Consider the following 22,530-nt stretch of genomic DNA (forward strand, 5'->3'; position numbering starts at 1 on the left):
CCGGGCAAAGATCGGGCTGGTTTCATTCCCTATGGCCCAAAATTGAACTGGTGCCTCGTCCCTCCGATTTCAAGCTATGGCGCTGCATTCGATCGGGAACCAGCAAACCAGAACACACTAGCACACCGCGGCCGACACTTCGGTTGGTCGGTCGGCATCAGGTGTTTATTCGTCCCCCAGCGCTCAACGCCATTGCAATGGCCGCCATTTCAACCCGCAGCTTGTCCATGCGCCGCGGCAAGCCTTCCAACACAAAGTCGCAGTCGCTTGCCACGACAGCAATCGTCCGCGATAAGCGATTCCCAAGTCCGACGACACGAGCATTCGATCCTACGACGTCCGGGTTCCAGACGCTCATTTCTTGCCGAGAGCATGCCGTTTTGCGCGCCGCCCGGAGGCTGCCACCGCGGCCAAGGTTGCGGCAATCGCCAGAGCGCAAAGCACGGCCTTCGATGTCGTCTCCATCGTGCCCTCGACCAAGAGAGCGTGGACGGCGCCGCCAAAAACGACGACGCTGACGAGGCTCTTATGGCCCACCCGCCAGACATGCGCCGAGAAGCGACGCCGGAGCGCAGCGAACAATGCGGCGGCGAAAAGTGCCCACATGGCGCCGACACCGAAGACAGAAAACGGTGTCGGCGAGCGCAACAGCAGCGCGTCAACTATATCGGGTGGACTAGTGATCCACAGGCCCACGACGTGAACGACAACCGCCGCGATCAGGATGACGCCCACCGCGCGGTGGGCCCGCCGTCCGCGCAGCAAGTGGAGGCCGGGAAGCCAGCCGCCCGCGAGCAGCGGCTGCACCAGCGCGAGGCAGAGCGCCACCACGCCGGCAAAGCCGGCCGCGATATAGACCGGGTCGCGCGAGGCCAGATATTCGCTCGTCGCGGCAAAAGTCATCGGCATGATGATCGCAAACGCCAGGCCGGTCCAGATCAGCAGAGGGCGGGCCAAGTGCAACAAAGCGAGCTCAGGCCGGCTGCAAGACGAAATGTGCCTCGAGGCTGGTGTCCTTCGGACTAGATAGCAAAGGCCGAAGAAAAACGGTCTCGTACTCGCCGCTGTCATAGGTGAGGTGCGCATGTGCCTGGCCGAGCGCCGGCACGATCTGCGGCATTTCAAGCCGGAACGCGCCGTTGGCGTCGGTCAGCGTCGCCCCGTGACTGTGCCAGTCGCGTTCGCTGCCTTCGGTGGTATGCGCCCAAATTTGGATGCGCTGGCCCGCCAGAGGGGTGCCGTCGCCGGCCCGACGCACCGTGCCCGACATCCAGAAGCCGCCGCCCCCGATGCGCTCGACGATCGGAGCACCGGGCATGTAGTTGTTGGCTCCCCCGCGCATCGAGGGGGTCGCGGCAAGCCCCGCGGCACGGGCAGGCAACTTGAGGCTTGCAAGCCCTGCCACAGCAAAGGCAGCGCCAGCGGCAAGCAAGGTTCGGCGCTCGAAACGGATGCCAGACATTCCGATCTCCTTCCCGAATTCGATGATGAACGGAGTGGAAACTTAGCGCCTTTTCGGTCGCCGACCAATCGAGGCGGCGAACAAATGAGGGCACGGTTTCGTGATGGCGAGAGCGTCAGCCAACTACCGGGCGATCTGTGTTGAAAACAGGCCCGCAGGGATATCGGGGTTGTCGGCATCCGTCACAAGAAGAAGTTCCACAGCCCCGTCGCCCTCGGTGGCATGTATGCCCTCTATCTTGTGCGGGTATTCGAGTAGTTCAAAGGCAACAAGCATGCCTCGCTCGTCGACAATTCCAATGCCCGCACCAAGACACGGACCGTCAAGATAGGCGTTCTCCGTATTCTCGGCCACGGCACTGAAGACCATGTCTCCATTGGGCAAGGCTGCCGCATCCGTAAAACCGAAGGGCGTTCCCTGGATGGCGCCCAGATCTAAGCGATCGACCGCTGAGGGCCCCAGCGGATCAACTTGATCGTTCGAAAGCGCGTTGAGCACCGCACGCAGCGGGTAGCGAGCGATGGCATTGTCATTGCGGTGCTTGTTGCCGCGCTGAAGCAAGAGAAGTTCTTCACCGACAACCACTGCGCCTTCGATGTTGAGCTCGCCAAATTCCCCCGCGAGCGGATCGAGAATGAATGAGAGATCAACGTTTTTGGGAGGTGTGGAGATGGCGCTCTGCGCATCGAGACCGAGCAGAACGCCTTTTTTACGATTGGGCCGCGATCCAGAACCGATCGCAAAGAGCGCCCCATACGAAAGGTCGCAGAAAGGCGGGAGAACGGTCAGCGCTTCCAAATCGGGCTTGCGTTTCTTGCGGTCGCCCTTCGTCTCGGGCAGTTCGCCGTCAAACAGACGGATCAAGCGACCTCGACCTGAGCCAGCAACCGGAAACACTCCAAGGTGAAGTTCGTCGTCCGCGATCACATAGAGCGCCGCACCCAGGCATTGCAGCCCGCTTGCAGCACTTAGGTGCAAGGAACGGGAAGCCGAGCCCACATCGATGTCGAGATCGCGCACCTTCTCAAGCTTGATCACGGCCGATAGCTCCTTCGAAACGACCTTGCGTGTCTGTTCTCAAGCTGCAGGCGACGCATTGTGGGATGGTTACCAGTCGCGCCGGAGATCCTTCGCCCGCGGAAAGAACAGGGTTCCCATCAGTACGTCATGCGTTGTTCACATCGCGTTCCCAGTACCAGGCAACATACATCATCCTGCGATCATGTTTCCGCGCTTTGAGAAATGTCTTGATCGTTCGTACATCCGTCTTTTCGCAGGCAACCCAGACAAACGTCTCGCCGTCGGCCCCCTCAATTGCTGCTTTCGCCTCGGACACGAGAACATCGGCGGCGCCGTTCGGGTAGCTCGCCCGGTGCAACCATTGCACATTGAGCACGCCATCGGTTTGAAGCGGCTGCTCTTCCGCCTTGTCCTCAACCTCGATGATAGCACGCAAATTGGTTCCAGGAGGAGCCTCCGCCGCAATCCTCGCTATAGCTGGCAGCGCGCTCTCGTCCCCGATCAGCAAAATGGACCGCGCCTCCGGCAGTCCGCCAGCGCCCGGACCAAGCAGGGCGGCGACATCACCAGGTCGTGCGTCGCGGGCAAAATCCGCACCTGGTGTCGATACGCCGGGAGCTGGGTGTTGCAGGAAATCGATCCACAACTCGCCCCGATCGCTATCGACGGCGCGGATGGTATAGACCCGGACAAGCAGCGCGTTCTCACCCTCCGGCCAAGCGATACGGCCGTCTTCCCGGAAGCCGGGCCAGGCCGGCGGTTTGCCCTTCGGCGGCACCAACAGGCGGACGTGCATGTCGCCATGCACGAAAGGCGTCACATTGGTGCAGGAAAAAATCACGCGACGCATATGCGGCGTGACATCGTGTGCGGAAACGACGGTCACCTCGTGGAGGTTCGGAAGCGCCGACAGAGAAGTTGGCTCCGACCAGGTCAATTCGAACGGCTGGTCTTCGGCAAAATAGAAAAGATGTTCCGCCAGGATCGTGCGGCTCATGTGCAGCGTTTCGCGCGTCGGGCAGTCGAGCTCGATCTGCAGCTGTGCGTTTTCAATCCTGATGCGGGCGACGCCGAGCTTGCTTCGCAATACCGCAAGGTCGTCTTTCCGTTCGACCTCGGCATGCTCGACAAAATGCTCACAGATCTCCTCCAGCATGTCGGCCGGACTGACGGGGACGGCTATACCGGACAGCTTGAAATTAGCCGCGTTCATGCGCTCTCCCTTTGTGATGCATCACCCATGCCGCCGATGGCGACCATCCGGTGTCGCCCGATCGGTAGCATGATCGGCCGCCCTGAAGTCGGGTCACTGATGACGCGGCTTTCGAGCCCGAAAACCTGCCGTACGGTCTCTTCGGTAAGCACCTCTTCCGGCGTGCCCGAAACATGCACACGCCCACCAGCGATCGCCACGAGATAGTCGGCATAGCGGGCAGCAAGGTTGAGATCGTGCAGCACCATGACGACCGTCGTGCCACGCGTACCGTTGAGATCGGTCAGCAGATCGAGCACTTCGATCTGATGGTTGATGTCGAGAAAGGTCGTCGGTTCATCGAGCAGCAGGATGTCGGTCTGCTGTGCGAGGGCCATCGCAATCCAGACGCGCTGCCTCTGGCCGCCTGAGAGCTCGTCGATCGGCCGTTCGGCAAGATCAACTGTCTTTGTTACCGCAAGTGCGCTGTCGACCGCCTCGTCGTCCCGTCGCGTCCATCTAGAAAACAGGCTTTGATGCGGATGCCGTCCCCTGCTGACGAGGTCGGCCACGGTGATACCTTCCGGGGCGATCGGCGATTGCGGCAGAAGTCCCAGTGTGCGGGCGAGCTCGCGCGACGGCGTCCGGTGGATGGACTTGCCGTCAAGCAGAACCTGGCCTTCGCTGGGCGCGATCAATCGCGAGAGCGTGCGAAGAAATGTGGACTTGCCACAGGCATTGGCGCCAACGATCACCGTGATCTTACCCGGGGGAATGGTAAGGTCGAGCCCGCGCAGGATTTCGGTGTTGTCGTAGCCGGCCGTCAATCCGCTGGCGACGAGCAGATGATCGGTCATAATGACCCTCCGATCCGATTGATGCGAACGATGAGGTAAAGGAGGTAAGGCGCTCCAAGTGCTCCGGTTACGACCCCAACTGGGTAGCGGCCCGGCAGAAGGTGCTGACCGACATAGTCGGCCGTAAGCACCAGAACGGCGCCCGTCAGCGCAGACGGTATCAGCAGCGAGCCGTCGTTTCGTACGATCCGGCCGGCGATCGGTCCTGACAGGAACGCGACGAAAGCAATGGGCCCCGTCGCGGCGGTCGCCGACGCGATCAGGCCGACCGCAGCTACAATCACCAGCATCCGCGTCCGCGACACCCTCGTTCCAAGGGCGGCCGCCATTTCGTCGCCAAGGCGCAGCGTCTCAAGATCGCGACCGCTAACGAGCAGTAGCCCGCCGAAGAAGAGGAGGGCGAGCAGGAGCGGCAGCGCCTGGCCAAGCTGAGCCCCGTTGACGCTGCCGGTCAGCCAACGCATCGCTTCCTGCAAGTTCCAGGCCGGTGCTGACTGCAAAATGTAGGCGATGACACTTTGAAGCATGGCGGAGACGCCAATACCGACGAGGATCAGCCGGGTACCGGCGACGCCGTGCTTGAAGGAAAGGCCATAGACGAGCAGAGCAACCCCGAGGCCCGCGACAACGGCGATGACCGAGACCATTGGTCCGTTCACCGACAGGACGACAATGGCGAAAACGGCAGCCGCCCCCGCCCCGGAACTGATCCCAATGATATCCGGGCTAGCGAGCGGATTGCGTAACATGACCTGAAACGCAACGCCGCCCAGTCCGAAGCACAAGCCTGCAAGAACCGACATCACCGCGCGCGGCAACCTCAGTTGTCCCACCGTGAAGGATACGCCAGGAACCGCTTCCCCCATCAACACCCGCAAGACATCGCCGGGGGGTGTGATGGATTGCCCAACCGACAGGGTGACGGAGAAGATCGCTACGACCAGGGCCAGCAACACGGCAAGAATGAACGCATGCCTGCGCACGCGCTTGCGACGGTGTGCGATGACGACATCGGGGGTGGACGAGGAAGTTGTCACAGTTCCCTCACGCGCTGGCGCCGGACGATCCAGATGAAGAAAGGCGCACCGATCAGCGCGGTGACGATGCCGACGTCGATCTCCGAGGGGCGCGCGACGGTGCGCCCGACAACATCCGCAGCAAGCAGGAGGCACGCGCCTGCAAGCGCCGAAAAAGGCAGCAGCCATCGATGGTCGACGCCGATCAGCATGCGGCAGGCATGCGGCACGACCAGGCCGAGAAAGCCGATCGGCCCGCACACGGCGGTCGTGGCGCCACACAGAAGGATGGCGCCGATGGAGGCGACGGCGCGTGCGGTTGCAACGCTTTCACCAAGGCCGGTTGCAAGCTCGTCGCCGAGCGCAAGAGAGTTGAGTTTTCTGGCCGACAACAGGCTGATCAGGAAACCTGTGAGCAGAAACGGCAAGACGGGAAGGATGCGATCGTAAGTCGCGCCACCGACACCACCAATCTGCCAGGAATGAACACCGCCCGCGATGTCGCCACGGGACAAAACGATGGCGATAACCAAGGACGCAAACGCGACCGACGTTGCCGCACCCGCGAGCGCCATCTTGAGAGGTGTTGCGCCGCCCCTGCCGAGCGAACCTATGGTGTAGACGAAGATCGCGGCGGACCCGGCACCCAGGATCGCCACCCAGATATACGCATAGAGCGACGACATCCCGAACCACGCGACGCCGACGACGACAGCAAGAGACGCGCCCATGTTGACCCCGAGGATGCCAGGGTCGGCAAGCGGATTGCGGGTCACGCCTTGCATGATCGCTCCGGCCAGGCCGAGGGCACCGCCGGCCAACAGTGCCAGCAAGGTCCGAGGGATGCGCAAGGCGACTGATGCACGACCGATATTGTCTTGCGCTCCGGCCAGCGCCGCGAGGATATCTCCCCACCCGACATAGCGCGTACCGACCGTGACAGAGGCGACAAGCAAGAGGATGAGGAGCGCGAAAAGCGCTGCCAGCCAAAGACTTCGCATGCGGTTGGAACGGGAAACCGGCGACCAACGCCGGTCCGATATCTTGACGATCCCTGCCTTCATTTCGCCTTCTTGGCTGCCTCGCTCAGCAGCTTCACGTAGTCCTTCAGGACCCAACTGATCGACAGAGGCGTGGGATTGGCGGCATTGCCGACCGCGTTGTTGCCGAGCATCACGATCGAATCTCGTGCAACGGCAGGCATGTGCAGCATCAGCGCGTTGGCTTTCAAAGCATCGAATAGCATTCCGTCGCCGTAGGTCACGAGAATATCGACATCGTCGAAGGCATCGATCTCTTCGGCGCTGACCGAACCTGAGAACTTTCCAGGCTGCGACGCCTGCACCACGCTTTTCGGCGACGCCAGCCCAAGATCTGCGAAGAACCGGACGCGCGTATCGTTGGTCGTGTAAAAATTGACGGTGCTGAGGTCCCAGGAGCTCAGATGCGTGATGAACATCGCCGTTTTGCCCTTGAGTTCCGGATGACCGCCAAGCGTTTGGGCAATGTCTGCTTCAATGCTGGCGATCAGCGCTTGCCCTTCAGCAGCCATGCCGAGCCCCGCGCTGTTTAACCGGATCGTCTCGCGCCAGTCGGTTGACCAAGGAGCCTCCGGATAAGCGATGACAGGTGCAATCTGGCTCAAGGTGTCATAGTCCGCCTGGCTAAGACCGGAATAGGCCGCCAAGATCACGTCCGGTCGCGTGGCGGCGACCGCCTCGAAATCGATGCCATCGCCCTCATCGAAAAGCACCGGTTTTTCAGCCTTGAGCTCGTCCAGCCGTGCGGCCACCCATGGCAGAATGCCATCACCGTCATCGTCACCGAAGTTGGCCCGCGCCATGCCGACCGGAACGATGCCAAGAGCCAGCGGTACTTCGTGGTTCGCCCAGGCAACGGTTGCGACCCGCTCCGGCTTCTTTTCCAGGACGGTCGTGCCGAAGGCGTGCTTAATCGTGATGGGATAAGTCGCGCTCTCGGCAGCGAACGCAAGGTCGTGCCTGCCGGGCCAGCAAAGGGCGATCATCGCCAACACGGCGAAACGAACTAGCTTCATCGCCCCACTCCACTCCATCCGATATTAAAAGTTGACCCCAAGTCTCAGCTTAATTACCCGACGTCAACGTCAAAGCAGCCGATCTTCTGAAAGTGCGCGGAGATTCCCGGAGGATCGTACAAAACCAGGGAAATATACAATACTGGACAAAAGCGCTCCAGTTAATAGCGGCAATGTGGGACAACGACTTCAAGACGGGGACGTCCGGCGCCACCGGACGGGAAGACGCGATGCAGCTCGGCGTCCTCCAACGGCATTCATGGGGCCAATCGCTTCCGCGTTTACGTCAATTGGAAAATGGACATGGATATTCAGATAAGCCGCAGCCCGAAGCAGGCGCCGATCCGCTACCGCAACGCGCTTCTCCTTGGTTGCACGACACTCTTTGCCTTGGCGCCTGCCCTGTCGTTTGCACAGGAGGCAGACACGCAAGGCGGTGCAACGACGCTGGAGAAGATTGTCGCCGAAGTGACGAGAGGCGGCAGCGTGCTGAACACCGATGGCGATTCGAAATCGATCGTCGCCACGGAAACCACCGGCGTCGGCAAGATGCCGACCGATATCCTTGTCGCGCCCGCCTCGGTTTCCGTCATTACCTCAAAGGAAATTGAAGAGCGCGGCGCAGACACGGTCGAGCAGGTCGTGCAGTATACGGCCGGCGTGGTGACCGACTTTTATGGTTCTGACGACCGCTTCGACTATTTCGACATTCGCGGTTTCACGCCGTACACTTATCGCGACGGCCTGGCCATCGGCAGAACTTTTGCCGGGGTTCGGGAAGAACCCTACGCGTTCGAACGCATCGAGGTGTTGAAAGGCGCGAGTTCCTCGAGCTTCGGAGCGGCGGAGCCGGGCGGATCGGTCAACTATGTCACGAAGACACCGAAGAGCGATCGTTTCGGTGAGGTCTACGGCACGGGCGGCTCGTTCGCGCATAAGGAACTGGGTTTCGATTTCGGTGACAACCTCACCGCGGACGACACACTGTCCTATCGCCTGACCGGCAAGTTCCAGCGCTCGGATGCTGAGTACGACTATTCGCAGGATGACGAGAACTTCATCATGGGTGGCCTGACCTGGCGCCCCACCGACGCCACGAGCCTGACATTTGTCTTCGATCATCTCGACAAGGATGGCGTGCCCGGCAGCGGCGGCCATCCGCTCGGTACCGATTTCGACAGGGACATGTTTTTCGGCGAGCCGGACTATTATTTCACCGAAACGAACCGCAACACCTATAGTGTCCTCTTCGACCACGATTTCGGCAATGGCCTCAGTTTCAGCTCGAATGCGCGCTACAGCAACCTGAACGACGGGTTCGGCAGCGCCTATATCGGCAGCACACCGACGAACGGGTCGACCGTGGCCGGCCGCTATTTCTTCGGAAACGACAAATCGACCGAACAATTCGTAATCGACGCACACCTCATGTACGAGGCAGGTTTCGACAATGTCGAGAGCCGCACTCTATTCGGCGCCGACTACAACAAGTACTCTGCGGACAGCGCCAATTTCTATACGCCCGCACCGTCGATCGATTGGGAAAACCCTGTTTATTCCGGTGGTCCTGGCGCGATGTCCCCCTATGCCAAGACGAACAACGACCAGCAGACCAACGCCATCTATCTACAGCAGGACTTGACCTTCTTCGACAAGCTGACGGTCAGCGTCGGCTTGCGCAACGATTGGCTGGATCTCAGCGAGACAAACCTGCTTGCAGGAACCGCACGGAGTGGCAACCATAGCGAATTCACAACGCGCGTTGGTGCGAGCTACAAGATCACCGAGGAGCTGGCCCCCTATATCAGCTACGCCGAGTCGGCGGCACCGCCCGCTGTGGGCAGCGATCCGACAACGGGAAAGCAGTATGAGGTTGGCATCAAGTATCGCCCGGACGCATTTCCGGCCTTGTTCACCGCATCCGTCTACGATCTGACGAAGGGCAACATCACCGTCTTCGACCAGGTCACCTATCTGCCGCAAACGGTCGACAAGGTCCGACATCGCGGTTTCGAACTCGAAGCCAAGGCGGAGGTGACAGACAACATCAGCGTGATTGCCGCCTATAGCTACATCGATTCCAAGATCGAAGAACCCGGCGGCGCCAATGACGGCAACCGCCTGATGCGCGTTCCCAAAAACATCGCTTCGGTGTGGGGTACCTACACGCTGGAAGGCGAAGGTGCGCGCGGCGACATGATGTTCGGGCTCGGGGCTCGCTTTACGGACGCCTACTACACCAACATCACCAACACGACGTCATCGGACAGCGCAGTCGTGTTCGACGCGGCCTTCACCTACAAGGTCCAGGAAAACACGACATTCCAGCTGAACGTCAACAATGTGTTCGACGAGAAACACGTGGCGAGCAAGGACACCGGCGCGGTGTACTACAATCCGGGACGCAGCATACTCGCGACGCTGCGCCAGACTTGGTAGACATGGGTCATCCCGCCGGAGATATGCCGGGCGGGATCCTCACGATTGCCGGAATTGCTGCATCCGCCGCCAAGCCGCCGGCGTTTCGCCAACGATCTGGCGGAAGACTTTCGTCAGATGTGCCTGATCGGAAAAGCCGAGCTGGGCGGCGATACTGGCGACCGGAAGATCACTTTCACCGAGCAACTGCTTCGATAGCTCGATACGCTTTGAAAGCTGCCACTGCCATGGAGTGGTACCGGTTGTTTGCTTGAAGACATTTGCAAACCAGCTTTCCGATAGACCGACGACCGCAGCCATATCGGCGACCGACATGCGATAGTCACCAAGCGCGTCGACATGCGAGACGAGCCGGTTCATCTGCGCCTGCGTCAGCCTGCCGTCGGCCCTTTCCTCACGATTGGCCGGAATATCCAGAAGCCCGGCGACGATGCTTCCTATCAGGCTTTCGGCATAGACTTCATGCTTGGAGGGGTTCCTGATCTCGTCGGCCAGCAGTTTCGCCAGAGCGTCGATTGCAGCCACGTTTTGAAGCTCGACCGGGCGGCGCAACGCCGACTGCGCTACAGAACTCCCGACCGATGGAGCCAGATAGCGCAACACCCGATCCTTATGGAGGTGCAGGTTGAGGTGGGAGAAGCTGTGTGCCCTCCGGCTGCCCGTCCACAAGGGGATACCGGCTGGAACATATACGGCGCGCGCCATGGGGCGCGAATTCCTCGTCAGATCGTTGTCCAGATTCGAGATGCGAACGTTCGGCGAGACGTCGTTGAAGAAGAACATGATACGCGGATCGTCCGCGAGGTAATAGCCGCTGGCACCGGCCTGGCTTTCCGCCTCCCAGAGAACGCTGACCATCCCATCATACTGGCGCCATTGGACTGGTGCCGTGACCCGGATGCCTTCGGTTCTCCAGGACATTGAATGCCAGAAGCCCATTTTTCGATCAGCTCTTCCTCTTCAGGTGTCAGATGCCTTGACGGTCAGGGAAATGCACTGTTGCTGACACCGTCACCTCAGATTGTAAGTTGACGCTAATTGTCATATTTACCTGGATGTGGCAAGCCGACCTTCCCACGCTCGTCTAATGTCCGAACAGGAGTCCACCCCGTCGGGGGACCCGCGAGTTTCGCCGCCGAAAGCTCGCCGCATGCGCTGATGCTCATCGACATAGAGCGTCGTCAATTCGGAAAGTTCGCTCGTCAGTCCTACGAGGGTGCCGGCAATGGTCCGCAGCGCGGACACGTTTTCGCCACACTTTCCGCGGCCGGCAAGATAACCTTCGCAAGACATTCAAGACTTATCTTGAACCTCTGCAGGGGAGACAGTCTTCAAGGCACAAGGCGCAAGTCAAGTTCACCATCCGAACGCACGTGCTCCGGGACAACCATCCCGTATCCATCGTCAGTGTCGTGCAGGCTAAAGCTTAACGAGACGCTTGCAGAACCAGTCGCGCAGCATTTCCTTTTCATAGGGGTGTCGCTCCATCGCCGTACGGGCCGACGACGTCCAGAGGTAGTTGAGGTCACTAACCACCTCTTCTCCCTGCGCCAGCACCCGTCCCCCTTCAGTTAACTTGTAGCGAAGCTTGAACCTCGGCGGGGTTGAATCGCGAAGGATGCGCACGTCGTCGAAATAGGGCCGCCAGGGTTCGTACTGACCGGCGAGCGTGACATCGAGGACGTCGATCCGAAGCGCCTGCCCCTTCTTCAAGCAGCGGCCCGCAAGCGTCTCGAAATAGCCGCGAAACTCGGAGATCAGGCGATTGCGCTCGCTGAAGCTGCGGAAATCGGGATCCCGGAATTTCTCCGGGTGCACGAAGTCGACGGATACGGACGCGTACGCGGTGCTGCCAAGGAGCAATGCGACAGTTACGGCAAACGCAAAGCGGGTTGCAAAGCGCATGTCAGCCTCCATCGATCATTTAAAACGTAGGCCGAAAACCCCTCTCCACAAGGGCACTAAAGTGCGCAACAGTCATCGTGGGACGCAAGCAAGCTTCGTCGCCGGGATGGCACGCCGGTCGCGAACTCTAAACCTTTTGCGAAGACGTCAGACCCATCGTTGAAGACGCGTCACCCTCTCATACTGACAACCCGAAGTTGGGAAAGCGATCTGGCGCCGTTCGACCTCTCGAGACGAACACATTTTCCACCAGAGCGAAACTTCCTGGGGGCGCATCTCACGATGTTCCGCCGGCTACCGGGACAGCAAATAAATCAGATTATTGAGCAGCTTGAACGGGTCGCTGAAAGCACAGGCGTTATTGTGTGCGATCGGATTGAAACGCGCCTATCCTCCCAATGCCTGGGAGATAGCTGCCCAATCCATGCAGGCCGATAGAACTCAAGTCGACCGACGTGCGCCGATCTGAGACACCGCCATGCGGGATGAGCGCATCGACACAGGTCGTTAAGCCAGATCGGTAAGGTCGCGCGCAGGCCGACAGCTCGTTCTTGCCATCGACACGACCGCCCCTACATTGCCAAATCATGGACACGCATCGAGCATCAGGCGTTTCACCAGCAAGCGGTGTTTCAACACAAACAGGCCCTCAGCGATTGGCGCCCACGGTTGTCAACGAAATCGACCGCCTGCTTGCCGGACGAACGCGCGACATCCGTCTGAACGCGGAGCTTTCCCGCCTCTTCCGGATGCGGTCGTGGCCACAAACGTCGAAGATCATTCGCGCCTGGATGGTTTGGGTGGTCATTCTCGATGTTCTGACGCTGGCTGTAAACGCGGCCTTGCTGCCGTCTGAAGCCGTCATGAAGATGCTTCTTCCAGCATCGATCCTGCCACCTGCAGCCATCGTTACGGCGATCGTTTTCATGAAGCCGCGCGGGCTAAAGATGGAGGCCTTAGCGCTCCACCTTGGCATATTCTTCATTCTGCTTTCAGTCGCACTGGTCGGCGTCACAACGGGCGGTGAATACTACGAACGACATCTGACGATCATGCTCTTTGTCGCCGTGACCGCGATCATCATATTCCCGGTTCCGCTCGAGTGGTCGATGGCGATCGCCGCCTTCGCGCTCGGCCTCTATCTCGTCTTTCAAGTCCAAAACCCGGATATCGCCGCCGAGAATGCGCTGGCGGGCGCCCTCTTTTTCGCAAGCGGCGTGATTGCGACCGTCGTTGCGCGCCGGACGGCAGGCATCCTGGCGCACAAGACTTTCCTGCTTGAACTGCGCGATCGGTCTCGCCTTGCCGATTTAACGGACGCAAATTCGCGGCTCGAGCTACTTGCACGAACCGACCCCCTCACCGGCATCGCAAATCGGCGCTGGATGGTGGAAACGCTCAATCGTGTGTGGAGCAGCGGCGTCGCGCAGACTAAAGGTGCGGCGATACTCATGTGCGATATCGACCACTTCAAGCAGCTCAACGACAGCCTCGGGCACTCGGAAGGCGACCGGTGTCTGGTCAAGGTCGCAGGCATCATCCAGAGCAGCATGCGCGACGAACGCGATCAGGTCGCGCGTTATGGCGGCGAAGAATTCCTGGTCCTCCTGCAGGACGCCAATGAGGAGGATGGCGTGTCGGTGGCCGAACGTATTCGACGGCGCGTCGAGGCTGCGTCCTTGCCGAACCCCAGATCGACCGTCGGCGCCTATGTCACGGTCAGCATTGGACTGGCGGTCCTGAAAGACGGCCATGAGGTGGGCTCATTTGAAGCCCTGCAAGGGCAAGCGGACGAAGCCTTGTACGCAGCCAAGAAAAATGGACGCAACCAAGTGACCCTTCACGTGCCACCCCAATCTGCCCCTGCCTGAGCTTTCGGGTATCGCGCTCGACGCGGGCTGCTTTCGCCGGAAGAGCCCAGCACTAAATCTTTCGCCTTGAAGAGGGTTGAACCGCCGACACCTGCTTATTTTTTGCGCAGTGCTATTGGTGCAGCACTGAAAAACGGTCGAACCGGTCCCCGTTGATTGGTCCACGTGCTTGGATTGACGTTGCTATCGGCAATTTTGTGGAGGACAATGACGGATCCTGGATCTGAGAGGCGACAGCCATTGGACTTCGAGAAAATCGGCCGAGCACGCCTCATGATCCGGCTGCCACGACACCGCAAACAGCTCTCAGAATTGCGATTTCTGGCATTGAGCACTCTGATCGAAGCCTACGGCCTAGCTGTAGTCACTCGCAATGAGTTGAGCGAGCATGCCATGTCTGATGAACCGCTGAAGGCTGAATACGCCGACAAATGCCGGGCGATCGAAGACGAGGTGGTGACGTTGCTCACTAATATAAGCCCTCGTTTCGTCAATTAACTCCAGCTGGGGCATTGGCTGCGTTGGGCAAGACCCCGACCGTCACCTACAGCGCTTACTGCAATCAAGCGTTAACCGTCACGCGAGGCGATCACGGCGAACGACGAAACTGCCATCGATGTCATCTATCGCCACGGCTCCGAGGAGCGCCATGTCCTGATGGATTTCCGATTTTAGGATATCGATAGCTTTACGGATAGCTGGACTGCCGGCGACAACCGCCGCGTAGAGGAAAGGCCGCCCGACAAAAACGAAGCGTGCGCCCAACGCGAGTGCCTTGATTACATCGGTGCCCCGCCGGAAGCCGCCGTCGACCATGACAGTGGTTTTGTTGCCGATCCGCGCAACGATCTCAGGAAGCGCGCTTAAGGGCGACATGGTGCCGTCGAGTTGACGCCCGCCGTGATTGGACACGATCAACCCATCCGCGCCCACGTCATGCACGCGCGAAGCGTCGTCTGGATGCAAAACACCTTTGACGACGAGTTTTCCCGGCCAACGCGCGCGAATGCGCTCAAGGTGGTCCCAATTCAGGTGATCCCGCCGCCCGAAATCGCGCATGATGTTCGACGAAATGATCGGCGCTCCACGGTCCGCATAGGAGTTTTCAAAATGCGGGACGCCCTGCGTCACCAGAGTGCGTAGAAAGGTGCCGATCGTCCATCGCGGATGGGAAATGCCCTGCCACGCCAAACGCAGGCTCGGGCGCAGGGGAGTAGAGAAGCCGGCGCGTATATTGTTCTCGCGATTTGCCAGTGTCGCTGTGTCGACCGTGAGGACCAGCGTCTGAAAACCGGCGCGTTGCACGCGGTCGACAAGTGCATCAATCCGATCGGGTTCTCCTGGAAGATATGCCTGGAACCACGAGCCCGGGGCGGCACCAGCGACTTCTTCGAGCCGTGTTAGCGACGATCCGCTCATGATCATGGGAATTCGACCCTTTGCGGCCGCCTCGGCCAGCGCAACGTCGCCGCGGTAGGCCATCAGCGCACTGATACCCATAGGCGCGATCCCAAACGGCGCGTCATATGTTTCGCCAAGCAGTGTCGTTTGGGTGCTGCGCCCGGAGACGTCTCGAAGGACACGCGGCCGAAACGCATACGCGTCGAAGTCCTCTGAATTGTAGCGCAGAGACGCATTGGTTTCGCTTGCACCCGCGATGTAGCCGAACAGCGGGCGCGGAAGGCGACGCCTGGCCGCAGTTTCAAAATCATTCAAGCAGAGATACTTTTGAAGGGGATCGCCCATTATTTGTCCACCAAAGTCGCTGGCCGCAGCTTCCAACGATCAGGTTGCCGGGGCAATGACGCCTTACATCATTTCGCGAAAAAACGGCCGCGCGAAGCGGCCGTCATGGAGCGTCGTTATCAACCGGTGGTCACGCTTCTTCATCTTGAAACGCTACCTCGCGCGTCCGACGGAACGACGGCAGCACCATCAGTACGAGCATCCCAACCGTTGCGATGAGCAGGACCAGACTGATCGGGCGCTCGTAGAAGACGCTCGGATCGCCATGGGAGATGGTCATCGCGCGACGGATGTTCGTTTCAAGGAGCGGACCGAGAACGAAACCGAGCAGCAGCGGCCCTGCTTCACATTTCGCCTTGCGGAACGCGTAACCCAACAGACCGAACCCTGCGGCGAGGACAACATCGAAGATGCGGTTGTTGATGCTGTAGACGCCAACGCAGCAAAACAGCAGGATAGCCGGATAGAGCAGGCGATAGGGAACCGTCAGCAGCTTCACCCACACACCGATCAGAGGCAGATTGATCACGACCAGCATTAGATTGCCGATCCACATGCTGGCAACGAGACCCCAGAAAATCTCCGGCTGAGTCGCAAGAACGGTCGGCCCTGGCGTGATGCCGTGGATGATGAAGGCGCTCAGCATCATTGCCATCATGTTGTTGGACGGAATGCCGAGTGTCAGCAACGGTATAAACGAGGACTGTGCGCCGGCATTGTTGGCAGCCTCCGGACCTGCGACACCTTCGACGGCACCCTCGCCGAACTCGGACGGGTTCTTGGAGATCTTCTTCTCCACCGAGTAGGCGCAGAAGGACGCAAGGGTCGCCCCACCGCCGGGCAGGACACCAAGGAATGTACCGACGCCCGTCCCACGCAGGACTGCAGGCCATGCCCGGCGGAAGTCCTCTCGCGTTGGCCACAGCCGGCTTAGCTTACTCACGAGCACGCCGCGCGCCTCATGATTTTCGAGGTTCTCGATAATCTCCGCAAAGCCAAAGAGACCAATGGCGATGACGACGAAGTCGATGCCGTCGAACAACTCCACCGCGCTGAATGTCAGGCGCTCCTCGCCTGAACTGGCATCAATGCCCACCATCCCGAGGAGCAGGCCGAGCAGGATCATGCCAATGGCTTTCAGAATCGGTCCGCGAGCAAGCACCGTTGCCGCGAGTAGGCCGAACAGCATGAGCGAGACGTATTCGGTCGGCCCGAACGACAGGGCAAAAGAGGAGAGCGTCGGACCGGCAATGGCGATGCCAAAAGTCGCGACCGTACCGGCAAAGAAGGAACCGAGAGCCGCGACAGCGAGCGCCGATCCCGCTCGTCCCTTCTGCGCCATTTTATAACCGTCAATCGCCGTCACCACCGAGGAGGCTTCTCCCGGCAGGTTGACCAGAATGGCCGTTGTCGAGCCACCGTACTGAGCGCCGTAATAGATGCCGGCCAACATGATAAGCCCGGCGAGCGGCGGCAGGTAGAAGGTGATCGGCAAAAGGACGGCGATCGTGGCAGTGGGGCCGATGCCGGGTAGCACGCCGATCAGGGTGCCGAGCAGTGCGCCCAAAAGGCAGAAGCCGAGATTTGTGGGCGTCAGCGCCTCGCTGAATCCCAGCATGAGGAGGTCGATAAAGTTCACAAGTCCCTCCTCAGAATGGCCAGATGGGCATCTGAACGCCCAAGCCGACAATGAAGACCAATGCGCCAAAGGCCGTCAGCCCGGACGTAAGCAGGATCACTTCGCGCAGTTTCGAGTCACGATCGGCAATGCTGCCGACGAGCAGCAACCACACGGCCGCTGCGACGAACCCGAAGAATTCAGCAATGAAGGCAAAGCCGACGACCGAAGAAAGAATGATGGCCACCGGCCAAAGCTTCGGTGCGGCGATCTCCTGGCGATCACGAAAGGCACCAATTCCGCCGACTGTCACGCCAACGATGATGAGAAGCCAACAGACGATCGTGGGAAGATAACCTGGTCCCATGGCAGACGCCGTCCCAAGGGTCAGGTCGCGCCCGGCCCAAAGGCCAAGCGCGCCAAAACCCACGAAAAGCAAGGCGGTCAGGAGGTCCGGACGATCGCCCGCCCCGCCAGCTTTGCGCGGCGCCGACATTACTGCTGTTCCTTTGCGAGCTTCCAGATGGCGCCCAGCCGCCCTGCCCGAACCGGCAATTCCTTGCCCCAGTCTTCAGAGGAGAGGTAGGAAAGGGCAAGAGACTGTTGTTTGGCTTTCGCCTGGAATTCCGGATTATCGAGCGCTTTTCGGATAGCGTCGGAGAACTTGACCCGGACATCTTCCGGCACGTCGCAGCTCATCGCAATGCCGCGCTCCGAACTCACCAGAATTTCAAAGCCCTGCTCCTTTGCCGTCGCCAGATCGGGGGCGATCACAGCGCGTTCTTCTGCGAACTGGCCCAGATTCTTGAAGGCTGAATGATCGCTGCCAACGAATTCGCCGACGTTGATGCCAATCGTCATGACATGGCCGCCAAGAAGCGCGGTGCGTGCCTCGTTCGCACCGTTGAAGGTTACGGCGGTGAGATCGACACCGGCAGCTTTTTCAAGCTGAAGCATCGCCAAATGCTCGTCGGTGCCTAGTCCAGTCGTACCGACCGTAACCGCCCCCGGATTTGCCTTGGCGAAGGCAACAAGATCCTTGAGCGAGTTGAACTCGGAGTTGGCCTGGACGATGAACGAACCCGGATCCTCAACGATGCGAGCAACAGGGCAGATCTTCTTGGGGTCGAAACGGACCTTTCGATCCATCTGCATGGTCAGATAGCCGGGCGTGTTTAGCGAGGAAGCGGTGTAGCCGTCCGGACGGGCTTCCGTCATCGCCGTGTAGGCGATTTCACCCGAAGCACCCGGCCGGTTCAGAACCGTGATTTTCGCGCCGAGTTCCTTCTCGACGTATGGCGCAAGGGTTCTGTTCATAACGTCCGTGCCCCCGCCCGGAGCGAAAGCGACGATGAACTCGATCGGCCGATCCGTCGGCCATTCGGCATGTGCAGCACCCGCGCCCAAGAAAAGGGTCGTCGCCAGCGCGGTGTTTCGGATCAAATGCTTCATGCTATCCTCCCAGTGATGTCTGTTATCGAGCGCGCCTCGCGCTTCGAGGTTTCATTGGGCCCGACACGGACTTGCCGTGACGAGCCAGGATCTTTGTTTTGGCCGGTGAGCTTCAACTCCTCCGTGAAGCGCCGGCAAAATTCAGTCGCTCACGCGATCAAGGTTCAGGCGGCAGTTCGCAACCACCCTTCGTGAGCGCGTCGTTGAACCAGGTCGGCTTGTGCGTCCCGGCCTTGATGTTTTCCATCTGCTTGTTTTCGGCGGCGTGCTTGGCAGCGGTCCGATCGTAGACCTCAGCCACGTCATCGATCGGGATCACGACCACCCCATCCGCATCGCCAAGGACCAGATCGCCCGGCATGACCACCATGCCGCCGATGGCAATCGGACAATTGATTTCACCAGGGCCGTTCTTGTACGGCCCCCGGTGAGTGACCCCGGCGGCAAATGAGGGAACGTTCAATTCGAGAAACGCATCAGCGTCGCGAATGGCTCCGTTGAGAACGAAACCGGCCACCCCGCGACCCCGCGCATGGGCAAGCATCATCTCGCCCATTAAGGCATTCGTGACGTCGCCGCCCGCATCGATGACGATGACGTCGCCTTCGGCAGCCATGTCGATTGCCTTGTGCAACATGAGGTTGTCACCGGGCGGTGCCTTGACCGTGATGGCGGGGCCGGCGAGTTTGCCAGACCGGTGCATCGGCCGAAGCTGGGCGCCGGCGGCATGCATGCGGTGCATGCTGTCACTGACATTGGCAACCGGCAGTTCCCGAAACTTCTCGACCCACGCTTGCTCGACGGCCCGGGGCCGACTGCGAACTCTGAATCCAATGGTCAAAATACTCTCCTGAAAGTGCGATTGATGATGTTGAATGAGCTCGATCGTTAGGCTGTGGCCGCCAAGGCCCGGAAGTTCACGATCCTCTCGCGACCGAGACCACGCTCCTCCAAAATTGCGAGCACTCCCTCGACCGCATCGATGCCGACACGGACATTCGCCTCCGTCGTAACACCACCAATGTGGGGTGTGACAACAACCTTCGGCTCCTGCCAGAACGGGTGGTCGGGTGCAGGTGGCTCGGTCTGGAAGGTGTCCAGTCCGGCGCCCGCAATATGATCGTTGGCTATGGCGCGCAGCAGCGCGTCTTCGTCGATGAGGCCGCCGCGAGCGGTGTTGATGACGTAGGAGCCCGGCTTCATCCGAGCAAGGCGCTTGTCGTCGAGGAGGTTTCGTGTCTCGGGCGTCAGCGGGCAGTGCAAGCTGATGATATCCGAGCCAGCGAGGATGTCCTCGACTGTGTTCCGCCGGGCGACGCCGGCCTGTTCGAACGTGGCATCATTCGTGAACGGGTCGTAGGCGCTGACGTGGATGCCAAAGGGCTTCGCGAGCGCTGCCGTATGACGTGCGATTGCGCCGAAGCCGATAAGTCCAAGGGTCATGCCCGAAAGCTCCTTGCCCGAAAAGCCCGGCTTTTCCCACTTTCCCGCTCTAAGCCCGGCGTCGAGCGGCAAGACGCGCTTCACGGTTGTGAGGAGAAGAGCAATCGCGTGTTCGGCGACGGATCGAGCGTTGGCACCGGTTGCAACAACGACAGGGATTTCGCGGCGGGAGGCAGCATCGAGATCGATATTGTCGACGCCTACCCCATGTTTGGAAATCACCCGAAGCGAAGGGGCAGCGTCAATCGCCGAGGCACCGAAGCGGCCCATGCGAACAATGACACCAACCGGATCGGCGCCGGCCACGATGCCTACGAGAGCTTCTTCGCTCGTATAGGGCGGTACGTAGACCAGACTGTAACCGCGTTCTTCGGCGAGCTTCACTGCCCGCTCATTGATCGCCGGGCCGGTGACGAGAATGTTTTGGCTTGGCATGCGTACCTCGATTGGCAATGGCGAGGACGCAAGAGCACTAAGGTGCTTTTGCCAGATCCTCCCTCGTGCCCGAACTCCCGTGGGCACCTCCTACACAAGACGGTAGCATAAGCATTTCTTGATAAAAGCGAATAATTCTGTCAAAGATAAACAGAAAATCTTAATTCGATAGGTGCCCGTTGGACATTCGTCAGTTGAAGACCTTCATCGCGATTGCAGAACACGGCACGTTCGCGAAGGCGGCCGACGCGGTTGGTCTCACACCGTCTGCTGTGAGCCAACAAATTCAGGCGCTGGAATTGGAAGTGCGGGCAGAACTGTTCGATCGCTCCACGCGACCGATCACGCTGAACAGTCAGGGACTTCAAATGCTAGAGGCAGCACAAGGTCTCGTGCGTTCTGCCGATGATATCGTTGACGCTATTTCCGGGAAATCGGTCGGTGGCACGTTTACCATCGGCTCGGTGCGCTCAAGCGCCCTGTCTCTTTTGCCGAAGGCGATCATCGCACTCAAGAACGACTTCCCCGGCTTGAAGATCAAGCTCCACGTTGCCAACACCGATGAGCTGCTCAACGATGTCGTTACCGGACGCCTCGATTCAGCGATGGTGGCCGAATATTCCAGCGTCCCATCGACATTGCGGTGGAGCCCGTTCATCCAGGAACCCCTCTTTGTGATCGCTCCAAAGGGGACGCGGATCAGGCCTGCGGCGGAGATGCTTACGGAACTTCCCTATGTGAAATTCATCAGCCGGTTTCGCCTTGCCAACATTATCGAGACCGAAGTCGCGAGAAGCGGGATCGTCACGAATGTCATTGCCGAGATCGACACGATCACAGCAGTCGTCGCCTGCGTGGTCAATGGGCTGGGAGTTTCAATCGCGCCCTGGAGCGCCTTAAAAGAAGCCGGCGGCGAGGTGGTTGCCGTGCCCTTTGGCGAGCCGCCAATCTATCGCCAGATCGGCCTTATAGAGCGCCGGGCCAGTCCTCGAGCAGCGGTCATCGACCGGCTTCACCAACACCTAGTCAGTTTCAGCGGGGAATTCGGGCTTACTCGATGACGGATGTCGCTCGATCAAACGCAGCGGCTGATTTATGGGCGAACGCGTGATTGCGTAGCTCCCCCAGATTTAGCGGCAGGCGTCCTAAACAACCTGCCAGCTTGAAGTTTAGATCTAACTAATATCTACTAGCTGGAATTGTACTATGCACGGCTCCAAGCTCTTGATCATGGGATGGCTTTGCTGAGGATGCTTCATGTTTTTGATCCGCACCGATCTTGATGAAGCCGTTCAAAAATGGCGCGACATCATATTCACATCCTTACCATCTGACCGACTTGGCGCGTACGTCGCTTTGCGCAAACACGATCTGACGATCGAACTTCACGACGTCGACGAGGAAAGCGATCTTCTCGTCTTTGCCTCCGATGGCGAAGCGTTGGCCGAACGATTTCGTTTGGCTTATCCCTATGTCGTGACATATGCAGGGAATCCCGGCTATCCGCTAGAATATCTAGTTTGGCTTTCATTTCACATGCAAGCAAACTTCGATCGGCTAGGTGTCCTCGAAGTGAGCGCGACTTATGAGGATCAAGGCGGCGAAATCGAAAACATGTCTGCCGTTGCGATGGGCTTCTCGCACCAGACCGACCTTGAAGAATTCATAGATCGGTTTGACGGTCAGGACCTGAGCAAGGATCCACACTTCGGCCACGAGGTGTATGTTGCCGAAGTCAGAGGCCCCTCTCCACCCCCTGGGAGTTCACCGATGATCCCGCCTCCGCTGGACGCCGACTGAGCCCGATCGTGAAATCTTGAAATAGCCCGGCGGTTGCTGCGTAACTCGAATTGATTAGCCAGGCCCCCTAAAAATCCATTGCCTTTGAGCGCCCCACTTGAAACAATATACCTGTAATTGCGCAACCACAAAGCACACGTTAAATGAGATTCGTGCTGGTCTTATTGCCGCGCAATTCCTCCATTTATCGAACGCGCACCTTGATTAAGCCTCCGCCC

At 59.5% G+C, this 22,530-nt stretch carries 21 protein-coding genes; 5 read left to right on the plus strand and 16 right to left on the minus strand.

All coding sequences use genetic code 11. From position 1 onward, the window contains the following. Positions 1–354: 354 nt before the first annotated feature. The 8 genes from AC3WVQ_RS34630 to AC3WVQ_RS34665 all read right to left on the minus strand — a co-directional run bounded on the left by AC3WVQ_RS34630 (position 355) and on the right by AC3WVQ_RS34665 (position 7,603). On the minus strand, positions 355–963 hold the full coding sequence (locus AC3WVQ_RS34630) for a ferric reductase-like transmembrane domain-containing protein (protein ID WP_246810501.1): 609 nt from the start codon (positions 961–963) through the stop codon (positions 355–357). 10 nt (positions 964–973) lie between these two features. Then, complete coding sequence (locus AC3WVQ_RS34635) at positions 974–1,462, minus strand: peptidase associated/transthyretin-like domain-containing protein (protein ID WP_110819467.1); 489 nt, start codon at positions 1,460–1,462, stop codon at positions 974–976. Positions 1,463–1,585: 123 nt separating this feature from the next. Continuing rightward, on the minus strand, positions 1,586–2,500 hold the full coding sequence (locus AC3WVQ_RS34640) for a DUF6929 family protein (RefSeq protein ID WP_113080029.1): 915 nt from the start codon (positions 2,498–2,500) through the stop codon (positions 1,586–1,588). A gap of 127 nt (positions 2,501–2,627) precedes the next feature. Further along, positions 2,628–3,695, minus strand: coding sequence for a DUF2218 domain-containing protein (locus AC3WVQ_RS34645; protein ID WP_113080028.1), 1,068 nt, complete (start codon positions 3,693–3,695; stop codon positions 2,628–2,630). Next, on the minus strand, positions 3,692–4,531 hold the full coding sequence (locus tag AC3WVQ_RS34650; RefSeq protein WP_110819470.1) for an ABC transporter ATP-binding protein: 840 nt from the start codon (positions 4,529–4,531) through the stop codon (positions 3,692–3,694). The genes AC3WVQ_RS34645 and AC3WVQ_RS34650 overlap by 4 nt, the downstream gene beginning before the upstream one ends. Beyond that, complete coding sequence (locus AC3WVQ_RS34655; RefSeq protein WP_110819471.1) at positions 4,528–5,568, minus strand: FecCD family ABC transporter permease; 1,041 nt, start codon at positions 5,566–5,568, stop codon at positions 4,528–4,530. Before AC3WVQ_RS34655 ends, AC3WVQ_RS34650 begins: the two co-directional genes overlap by 4 nt. Continuing rightward, positions 5,565–6,611 (minus strand): FecCD family ABC transporter permease, encoded by a 1,047-nt coding sequence (locus AC3WVQ_RS34660; RefSeq protein ID WP_162727306.1) that lies wholly within the window; start codon positions 6,609–6,611, stop codon positions 5,565–5,567. The genes AC3WVQ_RS34655 and AC3WVQ_RS34660 overlap by 4 nt, the downstream gene beginning before the upstream one ends. After that, entirely contained in the window at positions 6,608–7,603 is a 996-nt protein-coding gene (locus AC3WVQ_RS34665) for an iron-siderophore ABC transporter substrate-binding protein (protein WP_060520245.1), read from the minus strand. The genes AC3WVQ_RS34660 and AC3WVQ_RS34665 overlap by 4 nt, the downstream gene beginning before the upstream one ends. A gap of 297 nt (positions 7,604–7,900) precedes the next feature. Here AC3WVQ_RS34665 and AC3WVQ_RS34670 point away from each other — a divergent pair, with 297 nt between their 5' ends. Next, positions 7,901–10,042, plus strand: a complete 2,142-nt coding sequence (locus AC3WVQ_RS34670; RefSeq protein ID WP_134887136.1) for a TonB-dependent siderophore receptor — start codon at positions 7,901–7,903, stop codon at positions 10,040–10,042. Between the two features lie 39 nt (positions 10,043–10,081). On the opposite strand, the gene AC3WVQ_RS34675 is transcribed toward AC3WVQ_RS34670, so the two are convergent. Together AC3WVQ_RS34675 and AC3WVQ_RS34680 are read right to left on the minus strand one after the other, a co-directional pair. Then, entirely contained in the window at positions 10,082–10,981 is a 900-nt protein-coding gene (locus AC3WVQ_RS34675) for a helix-turn-helix domain-containing protein (RefSeq protein ID WP_060520247.1), read from the minus strand. A gap of 480 nt (positions 10,982–11,461) precedes the next feature. Further along, positions 11,462–11,947, minus strand: coding sequence for a DUF3016 domain-containing protein (locus tag AC3WVQ_RS34680; RefSeq protein WP_063891190.1), 486 nt, complete (start codon positions 11,945–11,947; stop codon positions 11,462–11,464). A gap of 587 nt (positions 11,948–12,534) precedes the next feature. Here AC3WVQ_RS34680 and AC3WVQ_RS34685 point away from each other — a divergent pair. Then, positions 12,535–13,818, plus strand: coding sequence for a GGDEF domain-containing protein (locus tag AC3WVQ_RS34685; RefSeq protein ID WP_134887133.1), 1,284 nt, complete (start codon positions 12,535–12,537; stop codon positions 13,816–13,818). Positions 13,819–14,058: 240 nt separating this feature from the next. Continuing rightward, positions 14,059–14,316 (plus strand): hypothetical protein, encoded by a 258-nt coding sequence (locus AC3WVQ_RS34690; RefSeq protein ID WP_134887132.1) that lies wholly within the window; start codon positions 14,059–14,061, stop codon positions 14,314–14,316. A gap of 78 nt (positions 14,317–14,394) precedes the next feature. Here the strand turns inward: AC3WVQ_RS34690 and AC3WVQ_RS34695 are convergent, their stop codons facing one another. The 6 genes from AC3WVQ_RS34695 to AC3WVQ_RS34720 all read right to left on the minus strand — a co-directional run bounded on the left by AC3WVQ_RS34695 (position 14,395) and on the right by AC3WVQ_RS34720 (position 20,512). Next, positions 14,395–15,564 (minus strand): alpha-hydroxy acid oxidase, encoded by a 1,170-nt coding sequence (locus tag AC3WVQ_RS34695; RefSeq protein WP_113080024.1) that lies wholly within the window; start codon positions 15,562–15,564, stop codon positions 14,395–14,397. A gap of 130 nt (positions 15,565–15,694) precedes the next feature. Further along, entirely contained in the window at positions 15,695–17,203 is a 1,509-nt protein-coding gene (locus AC3WVQ_RS34700) for a tripartite tricarboxylate transporter permease (RefSeq protein WP_082566397.1), read from the minus strand. Between the two features lie 10 nt (positions 17,204–17,213). Then, positions 17,214–17,678: a tripartite tricarboxylate transporter TctB family protein gene (locus AC3WVQ_RS34705; RefSeq protein ID WP_192445771.1), complete on the minus strand. Its 465-nt coding sequence runs from the start codon at positions 17,676–17,678 to the stop codon at positions 17,214–17,216. Further along, the gene (locus AC3WVQ_RS34710; RefSeq protein WP_110819478.1) at positions 17,678–18,634 is read right to left on the minus strand and encodes a tripartite tricarboxylate transporter substrate binding protein; all 957 of its coding nucleotides are present in this window, start codon (positions 18,632–18,634) and stop codon (positions 17,678–17,680) included. Before AC3WVQ_RS34710 ends, AC3WVQ_RS34705 begins: the two co-directional genes overlap by 1 nt. Before the next feature lie 157 nt (positions 18,635–18,791). Then, on the minus strand, positions 18,792–19,475 hold the full coding sequence (locus tag AC3WVQ_RS34715; protein WP_060520252.1) for an RraA family protein: 684 nt from the start codon (positions 19,473–19,475) through the stop codon (positions 18,792–18,794). 47 nt (positions 19,476–19,522) lie between these two features. After that, positions 19,523–20,512 carry a hydroxyacid dehydrogenase gene (locus AC3WVQ_RS34720; RefSeq protein WP_192445770.1) on the minus strand — a complete coding sequence of 330 codons (990 nt, stop codon included), beginning with the start codon at positions 20,510–20,512 and terminating at the stop codon, positions 19,523–19,525. A 194-nt stretch (positions 20,513–20,706) separates the two neighbouring features. On the opposite strand from AC3WVQ_RS34720, the gene AC3WVQ_RS34725 reads away from it, so the two are divergent. Both AC3WVQ_RS34725 and AC3WVQ_RS34730 read left to right on the plus strand, forming a co-directional pair. Then, positions 20,707–21,573, plus strand: a complete 867-nt coding sequence (locus tag AC3WVQ_RS34725) for a LysR substrate-binding domain-containing protein (protein ID WP_244496886.1) — start codon at positions 20,707–20,709, stop codon at positions 21,571–21,573. A 196-nt stretch (positions 21,574–21,769) separates the two neighbouring features. Further along, positions 21,770–22,312, plus strand: coding sequence for a hypothetical protein (locus AC3WVQ_RS34730; RefSeq protein ID WP_113080022.1), 543 nt, complete (start codon positions 21,770–21,772; stop codon positions 22,310–22,312). The last annotated feature ends 218 nt before the right edge of the window (positions 22,313–22,530 follow it).

Source organism: Ensifer sp. EB106-05-01-XG146, assembly GCF_058791875.1.